General features: G+C 68.9%; 13 protein-coding genes. 9 read left to right on the top strand and 4 right to left on the bottom strand.

All coding sequences use genetic code 11. The annotated features are described in order from the left end of the window. The first annotated feature begins 282 nt into the window (after positions 1-282). The 3 genes from HWX87_RS20550 (at position 283) to HWX87_RS20560 (ending at position 3,943) form a co-directional block, all read left to right on the top strand. Positions 283-1,701 (top strand): DUF2957 domain-containing protein, encoded by a 1,419-nt coding sequence (locus HWX87_RS20550; RefSeq protein ID WP_176048862.1) that lies wholly within the window; start codon positions 283-285, stop codon positions 1,699-1,701. A gap of 148 nt (positions 1,702-1,849) precedes the next feature. Next, positions 1,850-3,091, top strand: coding sequence for a DUF2957 domain-containing protein (locus HWX87_RS20555; protein ID WP_176048864.1), 1,242 nt, complete (start codon positions 1,850-1,852; stop codon positions 3,089-3,091). Positions 3,092-3,109: 18 nt separating this feature from the next. Continuing rightward, a complete protein-coding gene (locus HWX87_RS20560; RefSeq protein WP_176048865.1) occupies positions 3,110-3,943 on the top strand; it encodes an OmpW family protein in 834 nt (277 codons plus the stop codon). 184 nt (positions 3,944-4,127) lie between these two features. Here HWX87_RS20560 and HWX87_RS20565 read toward each other — a convergent pair whose 3' ends face one another. Then, on the bottom strand, positions 4,128-5,057 hold the full coding sequence (locus tag HWX87_RS20565) for a LysR family transcriptional regulator (protein ID WP_176048867.1): 930 nt from the start codon (positions 5,055-5,057) through the stop codon (positions 4,128-4,130). Positions 5,058-5,154: 97 nt separating this feature from the next. Here HWX87_RS20565 and HWX87_RS20570 point away from each other — a divergent pair, with 97 nt between their 5' ends. After that, positions 5,155-6,438, top strand: coding sequence for an MFS transporter (locus HWX87_RS20570; protein ID WP_176048868.1), 1,284 nt, complete (start codon positions 5,155-5,157; stop codon positions 6,436-6,438). 89 nt (positions 6,439-6,527) lie between these two features. Here the strand turns inward: HWX87_RS20570 and HWX87_RS20575 are convergent, their stop codons facing one another. Beyond that, complete coding sequence (locus HWX87_RS20575; RefSeq protein WP_176048870.1) at positions 6,528-7,169, bottom strand: LysE family translocator; 642 nt, start codon at positions 7,167-7,169, stop codon at positions 6,528-6,530. Positions 7,170-7,240: 71 nt separating this feature from the next. Then, on the bottom strand, positions 7,241-8,317 hold the full coding sequence (locus HWX87_RS20580; protein ID WP_279612971.1) for an NAD(P)-dependent oxidoreductase: 1,077 nt from the start codon (positions 8,315-8,317) through the stop codon (positions 7,241-7,243). Here HWX87_RS20580 and HWX87_RS20585 point away from each other — a divergent pair. Next, positions 8,207-8,983 carry a Mut7-C RNAse domain-containing protein gene (locus tag HWX87_RS20585; RefSeq protein WP_176048874.1) on the top strand — a complete coding sequence of 259 codons (777 nt, stop codon included), beginning with the start codon at positions 8,207-8,209 and terminating at the stop codon, positions 8,981-8,983. The genes HWX87_RS20580 and HWX87_RS20585 overlap by 111 nt on opposite strands. Positions 8,984-9,060: 77 nt before the next feature. Here the strand turns inward: HWX87_RS20585 and HWX87_RS20590 are convergent, their stop codons facing one another. Continuing rightward, the gene (locus HWX87_RS20590) at positions 9,061-9,297 is read right to left on the bottom strand and encodes a hypothetical protein (protein ID WP_176048876.1); all 237 of its coding nucleotides are present in this window, start codon (positions 9,295-9,297) and stop codon (positions 9,061-9,063) included. Between the two features lie 347 nt (positions 9,298-9,644). On the opposite strand from HWX87_RS20590, the gene HWX87_RS20595 reads away from it, so the two are divergent. The 4 genes from HWX87_RS20595 to HWX87_RS20610 are packed head-to-tail and all read left to right on the top strand — an operon-like array spanning position 9,645 to position 13,905. Next, on the top strand, positions 9,645-10,850 hold the full coding sequence (locus HWX87_RS20595; protein WP_176048877.1) for an efflux RND transporter periplasmic adaptor subunit: 1,206 nt from the start codon (positions 9,645-9,647) through the stop codon (positions 10,848-10,850). Positions 10,851-10,855: 5 nt separating this feature from the next. Further along, a complete protein-coding gene (locus HWX87_RS20600; RefSeq protein WP_176048879.1) occupies positions 10,856-11,554 on the top strand; it encodes an ABC transporter ATP-binding protein in 699 nt (232 codons plus the stop codon). A 21-nt stretch (positions 11,555-11,575) separates the two neighbouring features. Then, on the top strand, positions 11,576-12,730 hold the full coding sequence (locus HWX87_RS20605; protein ID WP_176048881.1) for an ABC transporter permease: 1,155 nt from the start codon (positions 11,576-11,578) through the stop codon (positions 12,728-12,730). A gap of 8 nt (positions 12,731-12,738) precedes the next feature. Then, positions 12,739-13,905: an ABC transporter permease gene (locus HWX87_RS20610; protein WP_176048883.1), complete on the top strand. Its 1,167-nt coding sequence runs from the start codon at positions 12,739-12,741 to the stop codon at positions 13,903-13,905. The last annotated feature ends 13 nt before the right edge of the window (positions 13,906-13,918 follow it).

Here is a 13,918-nt window from a genome sequence, read left to right on the forward strand (position 1 = left end):
TCCAGTCAATCCCGAATAGGGATAAACCGGATACCGCCGCTTTAAACGCTGCCGTTATACGCAGGAAGGCCCTACGACAGCCTGCCGAGCGTGGCACATCCCCCACTCCCGCAGCTTGCGGCGACCCCTTGCGCGTTTAAATTCTTACCGAATGCCGTATCCGGCAAGGAATCAATACCCGATACCCGTTTCAATCGCCTTTTTTAGACGGGTTCATCAATTGACAGCAAAAATCAAGGCGGCGACATTAGCTCGCACAATTAAACGATTGGAGACAGCGGCATGTCGCACGCCTTATCGAAGGGGGTGGCAACGGCCTTTGCCATTGCCCCTTTCCTGGTTGCATGTGGTGGGGGGGACGGCGGCGCACCTGCGCCGATCAACGCGCCCCAATGTTCCGGATCGAGCTGCGGCACGCAAGGGCCGCCGCCTTCGCAGCCCGTCAACGCCGCGCTGTGCCCGGCCAACGCCGACATCGTGAAGAGCACGTATCTCGGCGGCGCAGGTAGCGGCGAGATCGTCAGCGTCAACATCGACGCGGTCGCGATGACGTACACGCTCAAGTGGCTCGAATCGCCGATTCCGCTGAAGACGGGCACCGTCACGCCGAGCCGCGTCGGCACGACGATCGCCGGCAAGGTCATCCATCCGCCGACCGGCACGCTGCCGACCGCCGAGCAGACGCGTTGCGCGTTCGTCCTCACGCCGGGCACGGGCACTGCCGGGGACGGCTCGACCTATTCGACGGCCGCCGACTTCAACCAGGCGAACCCGCCGATGCTGCTGGTCGGCATGGGCGTCGCAGGCGGCGGCATTCCCGGTGCGACGATCCAGTTCGACGGGCTGACGATCATCCCCGGCGTCGTGCAGAACGTCGGCCAGGTGCCGAACCGCCACTTCGATTTCTATCCGTTCCTCGGTTTCGCGAACACGACGACCGACCTGTCGAAGCTGCCGGGCACGTACAACGCGCTGATCTATCACCTCGTGCCGTCGGGCAACTACGCGACGAAAGGCACGAACTCGAGCGAGACGTTCGATGCGAACGGCGCGTGCACGTCGAGCGGCTCGGGCGGTTGCCAGACGACCGGCGATCCGTGGAAGACGAGCGCGAACGGCGGCTACTTCGACAGCACGAAGGCGCCGCAGACGCTGCCGCAGACGCAACTGCCGATCGTCGGCGCGACCGGCAAGTCGGCGACCGCCCACATGGTGATCGGCCAGCTCAACGGCGCGACGGTGCCGGTGATCGTCCGCACGGGCAACGTGAACCTCGGCACGCCGCCGCTGCACCTCGATGCGCAGGTCGACGACGAATCGGGCATCGCGGTGCTCGGCGCGGCAACGGCGATCACGTCGGGCGCGATCGACGGCGGCTACGCGGGCGCGGACTCGAACTTCAAGTACACGGCGGCACTGATCCGCGGCAGCAACGCGTCGTTCATCAACCCGACCACGCAGGCCGAGGAAGACGGCTTCACGCTCGACTACGGCCAGGCGACGCCGGGCCTGCTGAACGCGAAGACGACGCCGCCGAGCGGAGCGAGCTACCCGTCCGCATCGGGCGTGGTGATCGCGACGGGCGGGCTGTACGCGGCACTGGTCCAGGGCACGGTGAACGGCGGCGTCACGTCGACGTCGGCGAACTCGACGACATCGTCGACACCGTACTTCGGCGTGGGTGCGCAGATCAGCAAGTAGCGAACGGGGACGCGGCGGCGGCTGGCCCGCCGTCGCGTAACGCACGGCGGCACGACGCGCGCGGCACGGCGCAGGCAGGACGAGCACCACCAACAGAAGCGGCCGACAGGGAGCTGGCCGCCGCACAAGACAAATCTGGAGGAGCAACATGAAGCGCAACCTCATTCTGGCGGCGGCCCTTGCCGCCCCCCTTCTTTCCGCCTGCGGCGGCGGCAGCGACAACCCGCCCCCGCTCGTCGAAGACCGGCTCTGTCCCGCCACGCTCGACTACAGCACCGTGTTCACGGGCGGTGCGGGCAGCGGCGAACTCGCGAAGGTCCAGCTCGACACGACCAAGATGACCTGGCAGGTGACGTACGTGGAATCGGCCGTGCCGCGCACGACCGGCACCGTCACGCCGACCCGCGCGGGCACCGTCGACAGCGGTACGCTCACGCAGGAAACGCTGCTGCCGACCAACAAGCTGAACCAGTGCGCGTTCCGCCTGAACGGCGCGAGCCTCGATCCGTCGCGCCCGGCGCGGATCTTCGTCGGCGAAGGCGTCGCGGGCGGCACGATCCCCGGCAAGGAAATCCAGTTCAACGGCGTGCTCGGCCAGGCCGCGGTGCCCGACACGAAATTCCCGTACTACCCGTTCATCGGCTTCTCGTCGATCGAAACCGACATCACGAAGGTCGCCGGTACGTACAGCCATATCGGCTTCGGCGAAGTGCCGTCGCAGAACTTCGCGCCCGCATCGATCGACGCGAAGGTGACGATCAACGCGGACGGCTCGTGGACCAAGTGCGATTCGACCGGCCAGTTCGCCGGCGGCGCGTGCACGCAGCAGGGCACGAACTTCGCGCAGTCCGCGGACGGCAGCGGCGCGTTCCAGTCGAACAACTACACGAGCCAGCTGAAGCCGACGCTGTCGGCAACGCCGCAGGGCAAGGGCTTCATGATCGTCGGCAAGCTGCGTAACCAGCTCGTGCCGATCCTCGTGCGCACGGGTGTCGCGAACCCGAACCCGACGCCCGACAGCAACGGCGTGCCGGGCCTCACCGCCGACGACGAATCGAGCATCTCGATCCTTTCGCCGCAAACGGCCGTCGCGGCCGGTTCGCAGAACGGCGAGTACGTGGGCGTCGACAGCCAGTTCGATTACCGGACCACCGCGCTGATCAACAACCAGGCCACGCTGCTCGATCCGTTCCAGCCGTCGCAGGCATCGCTCGCGACCGCGCTCGACCTCGACTACACGCAGAAGGTGCCGGGTACCGTCACGACGATTCACACGGGTTCGGGCAGCACGTCGCCGACCGGCAAGTTCATCTTCACGGGTGGCGTGTTCGGTTTCCTCGATAACGCGGGATCGACGCCGTATTTCACGATCGGCGCGTTCGTCCAGTAAGCGGAGGCGGAAGCCGTGATGAAGAAAACCCTTCTCCGCGCGGCGGCCGGCGCCGCCGTGCTGGCGCCGCTCGCGGCGCACGCGCAGAGCGCCGGCAGCAACGTCGTCACGCTGGGCTGGTTCCACGTGATGCCGCAGCAGAGCAGCACGCCGATGACGACCAACGTCGCGCCGACGCCGATCAACACGCCGCTGCGGCTGCCGCCGTCGTTCACGTCGCCGGGCACCGGGCTGCGCACGAGCGGCGCCGACACCGTCGGCCTGACGGTCAGCCACTTCCTGACCGACCACATCGCGGTCACGTCGGTGGCCGGCGTGCCGCCGGTGTTCAAGGTGTCGGGCCAAGGCACGATCAAGCCGCCCGGCCCTGCCGGCGCGCTCGGCACGCAGAACATCGGGCTGGGGTCGGTCAACCCGATCGTGAAGAGCGTGCGGCAGTGGAGCCCCGCGGTGATCCTGCAGTACTACTTCGGGCAGGCCACCGCGAAGTTCCGGCCGTTCCTCGGCCTCGGCGTGTCGTACAACTGGTTCAGCGACCTGCAGCTCAACACGAACTTCATCAAGCAGACGCAGGACAACCTCGGCGCGATCCTCGCGGCGGGCGCGGGCAAGCCGGGTACGACATCGGTGGAGGCGAAGGCGTCGTCGTCATGGCAGCCGGTGTTCAACGCGGGCCTGCAGTACAACATGACGGAGCATTTCGGGCTGGTCGCGTCGGTGACGTACATCCCGCTGAAGACGACGTCGACGGTGACGATCAAGGCGGCCGACGGTTCGGTGCTCGCCGAGTCGAAATCGGACCTGAAGGCCGACCCGATCATCAGCTACGTCGGGATGACGTACAAGTTCTGACGCCGGCGAGCGCCGACGAATGGATTGCCGCGGCAAAATCGCAGGCAAAAAAAAGCCCGCCTAAGAGGCGGGCTGAATCCATATCAGAGGAGACATGGAGGAGACAGGTGCAATTCTAGCGAATCAGTTTCCGCATTGCAACATTTCCGTAGAGAAAATAAGGATTTTCCCTCGAATGCTGCCTCTAGTTCGCCATTGGCGCATCTGACCCTCTCCCGTTCTCGCGGTCGAGCACCTCGCCCAGCGCGTCGCGCAGCAGCGCGACAGGCCGCACCAGCCGGCCCGGCAGCGTGCCGTGCACGATCCACACGTTGATCCGCGTTTCCAGTCCTGCCGTTTCCACCACCCTCAACGCTTCGCGATGCGCGCTGCGCGCCAGCGCATTCGGCGCGGCGATGCCGATGCCGGCGCCGCGCGCGACCAACGACAGTTGCAGTTCCGAGCCGAACGCCTCGACCGCGACGTCGAACGGCAGCCCGGCCGCGCCGAGCGCGCGGCTCAGCGCCGAACGCATCCCGCAGCCGTCCTGGCTCAGCACCCACGGAAAAGCCGACAGCGTGTCGAGCGACAGCGGACCGTCCGGCAGCGGAAAGTCGCGCGCGGCGACGAGCACCGTCGGCTGCGTCGCGAGCAGCGTCGCGGTGAACGCGTCGGGCAGCACTGCACTCGCCGGCACCATCACGGCCGCGACGTCGAGCGCGCCGCGCTCGATGCCCTGCATCAGCGCCGGCGACCAGCCGGCCGTCACGCGCAGCGTGAGGCGCGGGAACGCGTCGCGCAGCAGGTCGATCGGCCGCTCGAGCGCCAGCTCGGACAGGAACGGCGGGACGCCGATGCGCAACTCGCCCGACGGTTCGCTGTCCGGCGCACCGGCCGCCATCAGCTCGTCGACCGCGCCCAGCACGTTGCGCGCGAGCGCGTAGACGTCGCGCCCGGCGGCAGTCGGCTTCAGCGGCTTGCTTTGCCGTTCGAGCAGCGGTACGCCGAGCAGCGTTTCGAGGTTCTGCACGCGCCGCGTCAGGCCCGGCTGCGTCAGGTGGAGCTTCGCAGCCGCGGCGACCATCGACCCGCTGTCGACCACCGCGACGAACGCCAGGAGATCACGCGTATTCAAAACAAACTCGCATAATCATGTTAGACATATTTCAATTGTCGCATAAACATCGGACACCTACGATGGGGATTCCTCCGCCCCCTCTCCCAGGCTTCCGATGAACTGCCCTGCCAACCGTTGCCCCGCCGCCGTTCCTCCGTCCGTCACCGTGCCGCCCGCGCTGAGCACCGGGATGACACTGTTCTTCGCCGCGACGGTCGGCGTGATCGTGATGGACCTGTTCGCCGCACAGCCGCTGACAGGCCCGATCAGCGCCGACCTTCATCTGCCGCCTAGCCTCGCCGGCCTCGTCGCGATGCTGCCGCAGCTCGGGTACGCGGCTGGGCTCGTGCTGCTCGTGCCGCTGGTCGACCTGCTCGAGAACCGCCGCCTGATCGTCGCGACGCTTGCCACGTGTGCGGCTGCGCTCGCGCTGCCCGCGTTCACACGGTCCGGCACCGTATTCCTGCTGGCGACGCTCGCAGCCGGCGCCGCGTCGAGCGTGATCCAGATGCTCGTGCCGATGGCCGCGTCGATGGCGCCCGAAGCGCAGCGCGGCCGTGCGGTCGGCAACGTGATGAGCGGGCTGATGCTCGGCATCCTGCTGTCGCGGCCGCTCGCGAGCCTGATCGCGGGCTCGGCCGGCTGGCGTGCGTTCTACCTGCTGGCGGCGGTCGCGAATGCAGCGATCGCCGTCGTGCTCGCGCTGCGCCTGCCGTCGCGTACCCCGGCGGTCACGGCCGGCTACCGCGCGCTGCTCGGGTCGATGGGGCGCCTGCTCGCCGACGAACCGGTACTGCGCCGGCACGCGCTGTCGGCCGCGCTCGCGATGGCCGCGTTCAGCGCGTTCTGGACGGCCGTCGGGCTGCGGCTCGCGCAGCCGCCGTTCGCGCTCGACCTGCACGGGATCGCGCTGTTCGCGTTCGCCGGCGCCAGCGGTGCGATCGTCACGCCGCTCGCCGGCCGCGCCGGCGACCATGGCCACGGCCCGGCCGCGCAGCGGATCGCGCACGGCACGATGCTCGCCGCGCTCGTCGTGCTCGGCATCGCCGGCGCCGGCTGGTTCGGCTTCGACGCGCATGCGCATCGCGGTGTCGCGCTCGCGCTGCTGGCCGGCGGTGCGGCGCTGCTGGACGCGGGCGTCATCGTCGACCAGACGATCGGCCGCCGCGAGATCAACCTGCTGAACCCGGCCGCGCGCGGCCGCCTGAACGGGCTGTTCGTCGGCCTGTTCTTCGTCGGTGGCGCGCTCGGCGCGGCGCTCGCGGGGAGCGCGTGGGCATGGGGCGGATGGAGCGCGGTGTGCGGCACCGGTTTCGCGTTCGCGGGCGCCGCCGCCGTGTTCGGGCTCGCGGCCGGACGCGGGGCCGGCGACGCTGCGTTGACTCGCCCGCGGGCGTAGCGAGACCTGAAGCGGCCCCGAAAAGCCGAACGCCCCGCCCTCTTGCGAGGGACGGGGCGTTCGGCACACCGGAATCCGTCAGGTCGAAATCAGTGACGGACCAGCGCCATCATCGCGCCGAAGCCGACGAACAGCCCGCCCGTCAGCCGGTTGAACACCTTCGCGACGCTCTGGCTCTTCAGCGTCGCGCCGATGCGCGTGCCGAACGACGCGTAGACGAGATACCAGCTCACCTCGATCACCGCGAACGTGACGACGAGGATGCCGAACTGCGGCAGCGTCGGCTCGGCCGCGTTGATGAACTGCGGCAGCAGCGCGGCCGCGAACAGGATCGCCTTCGGATTGCTGCCCGCGACCAGGAAACCGTTGCGGAACAGCGTCCCGCGCGATGCCGGCGCGACCTGGCGCGACACGGTTTCGACGTCGTCGGCAGGCTGCTCGTCGTCGACGCGTGCGCGCCACGCCTTCACGCCGAGGTAGATCAGGTAGGCCGCGCCCGCAAAGCGCAACGTGTTGAACATCGCCGGCCATGCCTCGAGCACGGCACCGAGACCCGCCGCCGACACCGACAACATCAGTACCAGCGCGGTGAGACAGCCGGCCATCGTCCACGCCGAACGCCGCAGCCCGTGCCGCGCGCCGTGCGTCATCACGAGCAGCATGTTCGGACCCGGAATCGCCGATACGACGAACACCGTCGCCACGAAAAGCCACCACGTATGCAAGTTCATGACCGCCTCTGCCTGAATGTCGGGAAAACGAAACGTCGATTATGCCGTGAGCACGGCGCTCGTGTCGCGCGTCAGCGGCCTGCGCGGCGCAGCGCGACCTCGCCGAGCACCGCGAAATCCTGGTCGCCGCCGCCGTGCGCGAGCGCATCGAGCAGGCTGTCGCGCACGACGCTCGCGATCGGCAGCGGCACCGACGTCGCGTCGCCGGCTTCCAGCGCAAGGCGGACGTCCTTCAGCCCGAGCCGGGCCTTGAAGCGCGCGGGCTCGTATTGCCGCTCGGCGATCATCGAGCCGTAGCCTGCGTAGACGGGGCCCGGAAACACGCTGCTGGTGATCACGTCGAGGAAGTCGCGCATCGCGACGCCGTGCGCGCCCAGCAGCGCGGACGCCTCGCCGAGCGTCTCGATCGCCGACGCGAGCGTGAAGTTCGCGGCGATCTTCGCGACGTTCGCATGCTGCGGCAGCGAACCGAACCGCCAGGTCTTCTGGCCGATCGCGTCGAACAGCGGCTGCACGCGGTCGATCGCCTCGGCCGGGCCGCCGGCCATGATCGTCAGGCGCGCGGCGGCGGCGACGTCGGGCCGCCCCATCACGGGCGCCGCGACATAGTCGATGCCGCGCGATGCGTGCGCATGCGCGAGCGATTCGGCGAGCGCGACCGACACCGTCGCCATGTTCACGTGGATCAGACCCCGCGGCGCCTGCGCGAGCAGCGCGTCGTCGAACACCGCGCGCGCGGCGGCATCGTCGCCGAGCATCGAGAACACCGCGTCGCCGCGAAACGCGTCGGCCGGCGTGTCGACGATCTGCGCGCCGAACGCCGCGAGCGGCTCGGCACGCTCGCGCGACCGGTTCCAGACCCGCACCGTGTGGCCCGCCTTCAGCAGGTTCGCCGCGATCGCCTGCCCCATTTCGCCCAGCCCGATAAAACCGAGATCCATTGCCCGCTCCTTCGCTCCGTGAAGCCGCGAGTTAAACACAGATGCCGGCCGTCTGCAGCGCCTGCCGCCGGCCGGGCGCGGTGCGATACTGGACGGATGGCGACCGCGACCTTCCGCTTCCACGGCGAACTGAACGCCTTTCTCCCGCGCGCGCAGCGCGACCGCGCGTTCGGGCAGGCGTGTGCGCGCGACGCGACGGTGAAGCATGCGATCGAGGCGCTCGGCGTCCCGCATACCGAAATCGGCCGGCTTTGCGTGAATGACGCGCCGGCCGCGCTCGACCGACCGCTCGACGACGGCGACCGGATCGAAGCCTTTCCGGAGCGCGCGCAGCCAGCGGCCAGCGAGGCCGCCGCGCAGGGCATGCAGCCGGCGCAATGGCGCTTCGTCGCCGACGCGCATCTCGGCGGCCTCGCGCAACTGCTGCGCCTCGCGGGCTTCGACACCTGCTATGACAACCACTACCGCGACGACGAGCTCGCGGCGCTCGCCGCGCGAGAGGGCCGGATCGTGCTGACCCGCGACCGCGAGCTGCTCAAGCGGCGCGCGGTCGCGCGCGGCTGCTACCTGCACGCGCTGCAGCCGGCCGACCAGCTGCGCGAACTGTTCGAGCGGCTCGATCTCGCACCGCACATGCGGCCGTTCCGGCTGTGCCTGCGCTGCAATGCGCCGCTGCATCCGCTCGACGCGGCCGCCGCCGCACCGCGCGTGCCGGACGGGGTCCGGCAGCGGCACCGGCGTTTCGCCGCGTGCGACGTGTGCCGGCGCGTGTTCTGGGAGGGTTCGCACTGGCGGCGCATGCGCGCGGTGGTCGACGCGATGCGTACGCCAGCCCAGCCATTGCCGCCGCGGCCCGGCGAGCGCGACGCCTGAAAAAACAAAACCCCGCATGCCGAAACATGCGGGGTCTCGCGACAGGCGGCCGGCGATGCCGGCCCCGGGCAAAGCGCTTAGTTTGCTGCGCCTGCGTCGTTCGTACCGGCTGCCGATGCGGCGGCGGCCTTCGCCTTGCCCTTGGCCGAACCGTGTTGCTTCAGCTGGTGCTTCGGCTTGCTGTGATCCTTCTTGGCCGGTGCGGCAGCGGGAGCCATCGCGCCTGCCGGCGCCGACGCGGCTTCCTGTGCGAATGCCGAAACCGATGCGAGTGCGAATGCTGCGGCGATGATCGAAGCGAGCGTCTTCTTCATTGTTCTTCCTTTAGCGGAGAAAAAATCAAACGTACCGGTAGGTAAAGATGCGAGGCATTCGCATCGGAGCCCCAGGTCGCGAGGCCGGCTTTCGCCGTTCCGTCGAGACAAAACCTGACGCACTGGTTCCATAACGCATCGTGTTCGCGGCAAGTTGACACGTTGCTTGCGTCCCTCGGGTTTCCCCGGGGGAGCACGCGTATTCCCACGTCCGTGGCCGCCGCGGCAGCGCTGCAAACCGGCTCGCGCGCCATCGGGACGACGCTTATACTGGCGTCCATCCGTCCCTTTCCCCGGAAACCGGATCGCGGCCGTCGCCAGACCGCCGCCGTCTCGAGGCGCTCAAATTGCCCGATCACAATCTGGACAAACTGAAAATCGACCGGCGTCCGCTCGCACCGGCGCCCCGCCGGCGCCGGTGGGTCCGCTATGCGGTCGCCGCCGCGATCATCGTGATCGCGATCGTCGCCGGCATCGCGCTCACCGGCCGGCCGACCGTCGAAACCACGTCCGTCACGTCCGCGTACCCGTACCAGAACGACACGCAGCTCAATGCGACCGGCTACGTCGTGCCGCAGCGCAAGGCCGCGGTCGCATCGAAGGGCCAGGGGCGCGTCGAATGGCTCGGCGTGCTCGAAGGCTCGCGCGTGAAGAAGGACGACATCATCGCGCGCCTCGAAAGCCGCGACGTGGAGGCGTCGCTGGCGCAGGCGCTCGCGCAGGCGAAGGTCGCCCGCGCGAACCTCGGCGTGCAGCAGGCCGAGCTGAAGGACGCCGAAATCGCGTTGCGCCGCACCGCGGCGCTCGCGCCGAAGGGCGCAGTGCCGGCCGCGCAACTCGACATCGACACGGCACGCGTGAACAAGGCGCGCGCATCGCTCAGCAGCGGCGAGGCCGCGATCGTGTCCGCCGACGCCAACGCGCAGGCCGCGCAGGTCGCGGTCGACCAGACGGTGATCCGCGCGCCGTTCGACGGCATCGTGCTCGCGAAGCACGCGAACGTCGGCGACAACATCACGCCGTTTTCATCCGCGTCGGACAGCAAGGGCGCCGTCGTGACGATCGCCGACATGGACACGCTCGAAGTCGAGGCCGACGTCGCCGAATCGAACATCGCGAAGATCCGCGCCGAGCAGCCGTGCGAGATCCAGCTCGACGCGCTGCCCGACATGCGCTTCGCGGGGCGCGTGTCGCGCATCGTGCCGACCGTCGACCGCTCGAAGGCCACCGTGCTCGTGAAGGTGCGCTTCGTCGACCGTGACGAGCGCGTACTGCCCGACATGAGCGCGAAAATCGCGTTCCTGTCGAAGCCCGTCTCGGCGCAGGACCGGCAGCCCGTGACGGCCGTGCAGGCGAGCGCCGTGGTCGAGCGCGACGGCCGGCCGGTGGTGTTCGTCGTGAAGGACGACACCGTGCACGCGGCGGCCGTGACGCGCGGCATGCGGATCGGCGAACTCGTCGCGGTCCGTGGCGTGAAACCCGGCGACACGGTCGTGCTTGCACCGGGCGTCAAGCTGAAGGACGGCGCGAACGTGACCGTCGCGAAGAAGTAGCGCGCGTGAACGACGCCTCGCCGCCCCTCGTCGAGATCAGCCACGTCGCGAAGTCGTACCGGCGCGGCAACCAGATCGTGCCCGTGCTGACCGACATCACGCTCGACATCGGCGAAGGCGACTTCGTCGCGCTGATGGGGCCGTCGGGCTCCGGCAAGAGCACGCTGCTGAACCTGGTGGCCGGCATCGACCGGCCCGACAGCGGCGAGCTGCGCGTGGGCGGGCTCGACATCTCGCAACTCGCGGAGGCGCAACTGGCCGAATGGCGCGCGGCGAACGTCGGCTTCATCTTCCAGTTCTACAACCTGATGCCGGTGCTCACCGCGTTCGAGAACGTCGAGCTGCCGCTGATGCTCACGCACCTGTCGCGCCGCGAGCGGCGCGAGCGCGTCGAGCTGGTGCTCGACATGGTGAACCTCGGCGACCGCACGAGCCACTACCCGTCCGAGCTGTCGGGCGGCCAGCAGCAGCGCGTCGCGATCGCCCGCGCGCTGATCACCGACCCCGTGCTGATCGTGGCCGACGAGCCGACCGGCGACCTCGACCGCGCGTCGGCCACCGACGTGCTCGCGATGCTGCAGCGGATGAACGCCGAGCTCGGCAAGACGATCATCATGGTGACGCACGACGCGCACGCCGCCGGTGCCGCGCGCGCGCTCGTCCATCTGGAAAAAGGGGAGCTGATCGATGGGCACGCCGGCTGACCGGCTGCGGGAGCGCGCGCGATGTACGTGCTGAAGCTGATCGCGCGCAACGCGCTGCGCCACCGGCTGCGCACGCTGCTGACCGTGCTCGGGCTCACGATCGCGGTGCTGGCGTTCGGGCTGCTGCACACCGTGGTCGACGCGTGGTACGCGGGCGCGGCCGCCGCGTCCAGCGGGCGGCTCGTCACGCGCAACGCGATCTCGCTCGTGTTTGCGCTGCCGGTGAGCTATGAGAACCGGATCCGCGGCGTCGACGGCGTAACGTCCGTGGTCCGCTCGAACTGGTTCGGCGGCATCTACCGCGATCCGAAAAACTTCTTCGCGAGCTTCGCGGTATCGGACAACTACCTCGACCTGTACCCGGAATACATCGTGCCCGAGCAGCAGCGCGCCGATTACAACCGCGACCGCCGCGGCTGCCTCGTCGGGCGCCAGCTCGCGGATCAGTTCGGCTTCAAGATCGGCGACGTGATCCCGTTGAAGGGCACGATCTATCCGGGCACATGGGATTTCGTCGTGCGCGGGATCCTCGACGGCCGCGACGACTCGACGATCACGCGCCAACTGGTATTCCACTGGGACTACCTGAACGAAACGGTGCGCCAGCGCACGCCGAAGCAGGCCTACCAGGTCGGCGTGTTCGTGCTCGGCGTCGCGCGCCCCGACGACGGCGCATCGATCGCGCGCAACGTCGACGCGGTGTTCAAGAACTCGCTCGCCGAGACGCTGACCGAGACCGAGCAGGCGTTCCAGCTGGGCTTCGTCGCGATGTCGAACCAGATCATCGCGGCGATCCGTCTCGTGTCGTACGTGGTGATCCTGATCATCATGGCCGTGATGGCCAACGCGATGGCGATGAGCGCGCGCGAACGCACGTCCGAATACGCGACGCTGAAGGCGCTCGGCTTCGGCCCCGGCTTTCTCGCGCTGATCGTGTTCGGCGAATCGGTCGTGATCGCGGTGGCCGGCGGCGGACTCGGGATCCTCGCGACGCCGCCGGCCGCGAGCCTGTTCAAGCAGGCGGCCGGCGGCATCTTCCCGGTGTTCAAGGTGTCGACCGAGACCGTCGTGCTGCAGGCCGCGTGCTCGGTCGCGGTCGGCTTCGCGGCCGCGATCGTGCCGGCGTGGCAGGCCGCTCGCGTGCGTGTGGTCGAAGGCCTGCGGGCGATCGGATAACGACGCGCATGGCGATCCCGCTCAACTACATCGCGCGCAACCTGTGGACCCGGCGCCTCACCACCGCGCTGACCGCCGGCGGGATGGCGCTCGTGATCTTCGTGTTCGCGACGGTGCAGATGCTCGACGCCGGGCTCACGCAGACGCTCGTGTCGACCGGCGAACCCGACAACGCGGTGGTGATCCGCAAGGGCGCCGAGACCGAGATCCAGAGTTCGATCGACCACCAGCAGGCCAACGCGCTCGAGATGCATCCGGCCGTCGCGCTCGGCCCCGACGGCCGGCCGCTCGTGTCGAAGGAAGCCGTCGTGCTGATCTCGCTCGTGAAGACGTCGACCGGCAAGCCGTCGAACGTCGTGATCCGCGGCGTATCGCCGGCCGGGCTCGCGCTGCGCCCGCACGTGAAGCTCATGGCCGGCCGGATGTTCGCGCCCGGCTCGTCGGAGATCATCGTCGGCAGCGCGATCGCGAAAGGCTTCAGCGGCACGCAACTCGGCGACAGCCTGCATTTCGCGCAGCGCGACTGGACCATCGTCGGCCTCTTCGACGCGGGCGGCAGCGGCTTCGATTCGGAGATCTGGGGCGACGTCGACCAGCTGATGCAGTCGTTCCGGCGCACCAGCTATTCGTCGATGGTGCTGCGCATCCCGAGCGCGGACGGCTTCGCGCGCTTCAAGGCCGACATCGACGTCGACCCGCGGCTGACCGACGAAGCGAAGCGCGAGCAGACGTTCTACGGCGACCAGTCGAAGTCGCTGTCGACGTTCATCAACATCCTCGGCATCACGCTGTCGACGATCTTCTCGATCGCCGCGATGATCGGCGCGATGATCACGATGTACGCGTCGGTCGCGAACCGCGTGGCCGAGATCGGCACGCTGCGCGCGCTCGGCTTCAAGCGCAGGAACGTGCTCGCCGCGTTCCTGCTGGAAGCGCTGCTGCTCGGCTTCGTCGGCGGCGTCGCGGGGCTCGCGTGCGCGTCGCTGATGCAGTTCGCGTCGTTCTCGACGACCAACTTCCAGACCTTCTCGGACCTGTCGTTCCGCTTCGTGCTGACGCCAGCGATCGTCGTGAAGACGCTGCTGTTCTCGCTCGTGATGGGGCTCGTCGGCGGGTTCCTGCCGGCGATGCGCGCCGCGCGGCTGAAGATCGTCGACGCGCTGCGCGCGCAGTGACGCGCGCCGCCGC

This window comes from Burkholderia sp. BCC1644 (genome assembly GCF_902833225.1).
Taxonomy (GTDB): Bacteria; Pseudomonadota; Gammaproteobacteria; order Burkholderiales; family Burkholderiaceae; genus Burkholderia.

Coding starts and splice junctions, on each gene's coding strand:
- HWX87_RS20555 (WP_176048864.1), top strand. CDS start 1,850: ATGAAGCGCAACCTCATTCTGGCGGCGGCCCTTGCCGCCCCCCTTCTT.
- HWX87_RS20610 (WP_176048883.1), top strand. CDS start 12,739: ATGGCGATCCCGCTCAACTACATCGCGCGCAACCTGTGGACCCGGCGC.
- HWX87_RS20575 (WP_176048870.1), bottom strand. CDS start 7,169: ATGAACTTGCATACGTGGTGGCTTTTCGTGGCGACGGTGTTCGTCGTA.
- HWX87_RS20560 (WP_176048865.1), top strand. CDS start 3,110: ATGAAGAAAACCCTTCTCCGCGCGGCGGCCGGCGCCGCCGTGCTGGCG.
- HWX87_RS20590 (WP_176048876.1), bottom strand. CDS start 9,297: ATGAAGAAGACGCTCGCTTCGATCATCGCCGCAGCATTCGCACTCGCA.
- HWX87_RS20580 (WP_279612971.1), bottom strand. CDS start 8,317: ATGCTTCACCGTCGCGTCGCGCGCACACGCCTGCCCGAACGCGCGGTC.
- HWX87_RS20550 (WP_176048862.1), top strand. CDS start 283: ATGTCGCACGCCTTATCGAAGGGGGTGGCAACGGCCTTTGCCATTGCC.
- HWX87_RS20570 (WP_176048868.1), top strand. CDS start 5,155: ATGAACTGCCCTGCCAACCGTTGCCCCGCCGCCGTTCCTCCGTCCGTC.
- HWX87_RS20585 (WP_176048874.1), top strand. CDS start 8,207: ATGGCGACCGCGACCTTCCGCTTCCACGGCGAACTGAACGCCTTTCTC.
- HWX87_RS20605 (WP_176048881.1), top strand. CDS start 11,576: ATGTACGTGCTGAAGCTGATCGCGCGCAACGCGCTGCGCCACCGGCTG.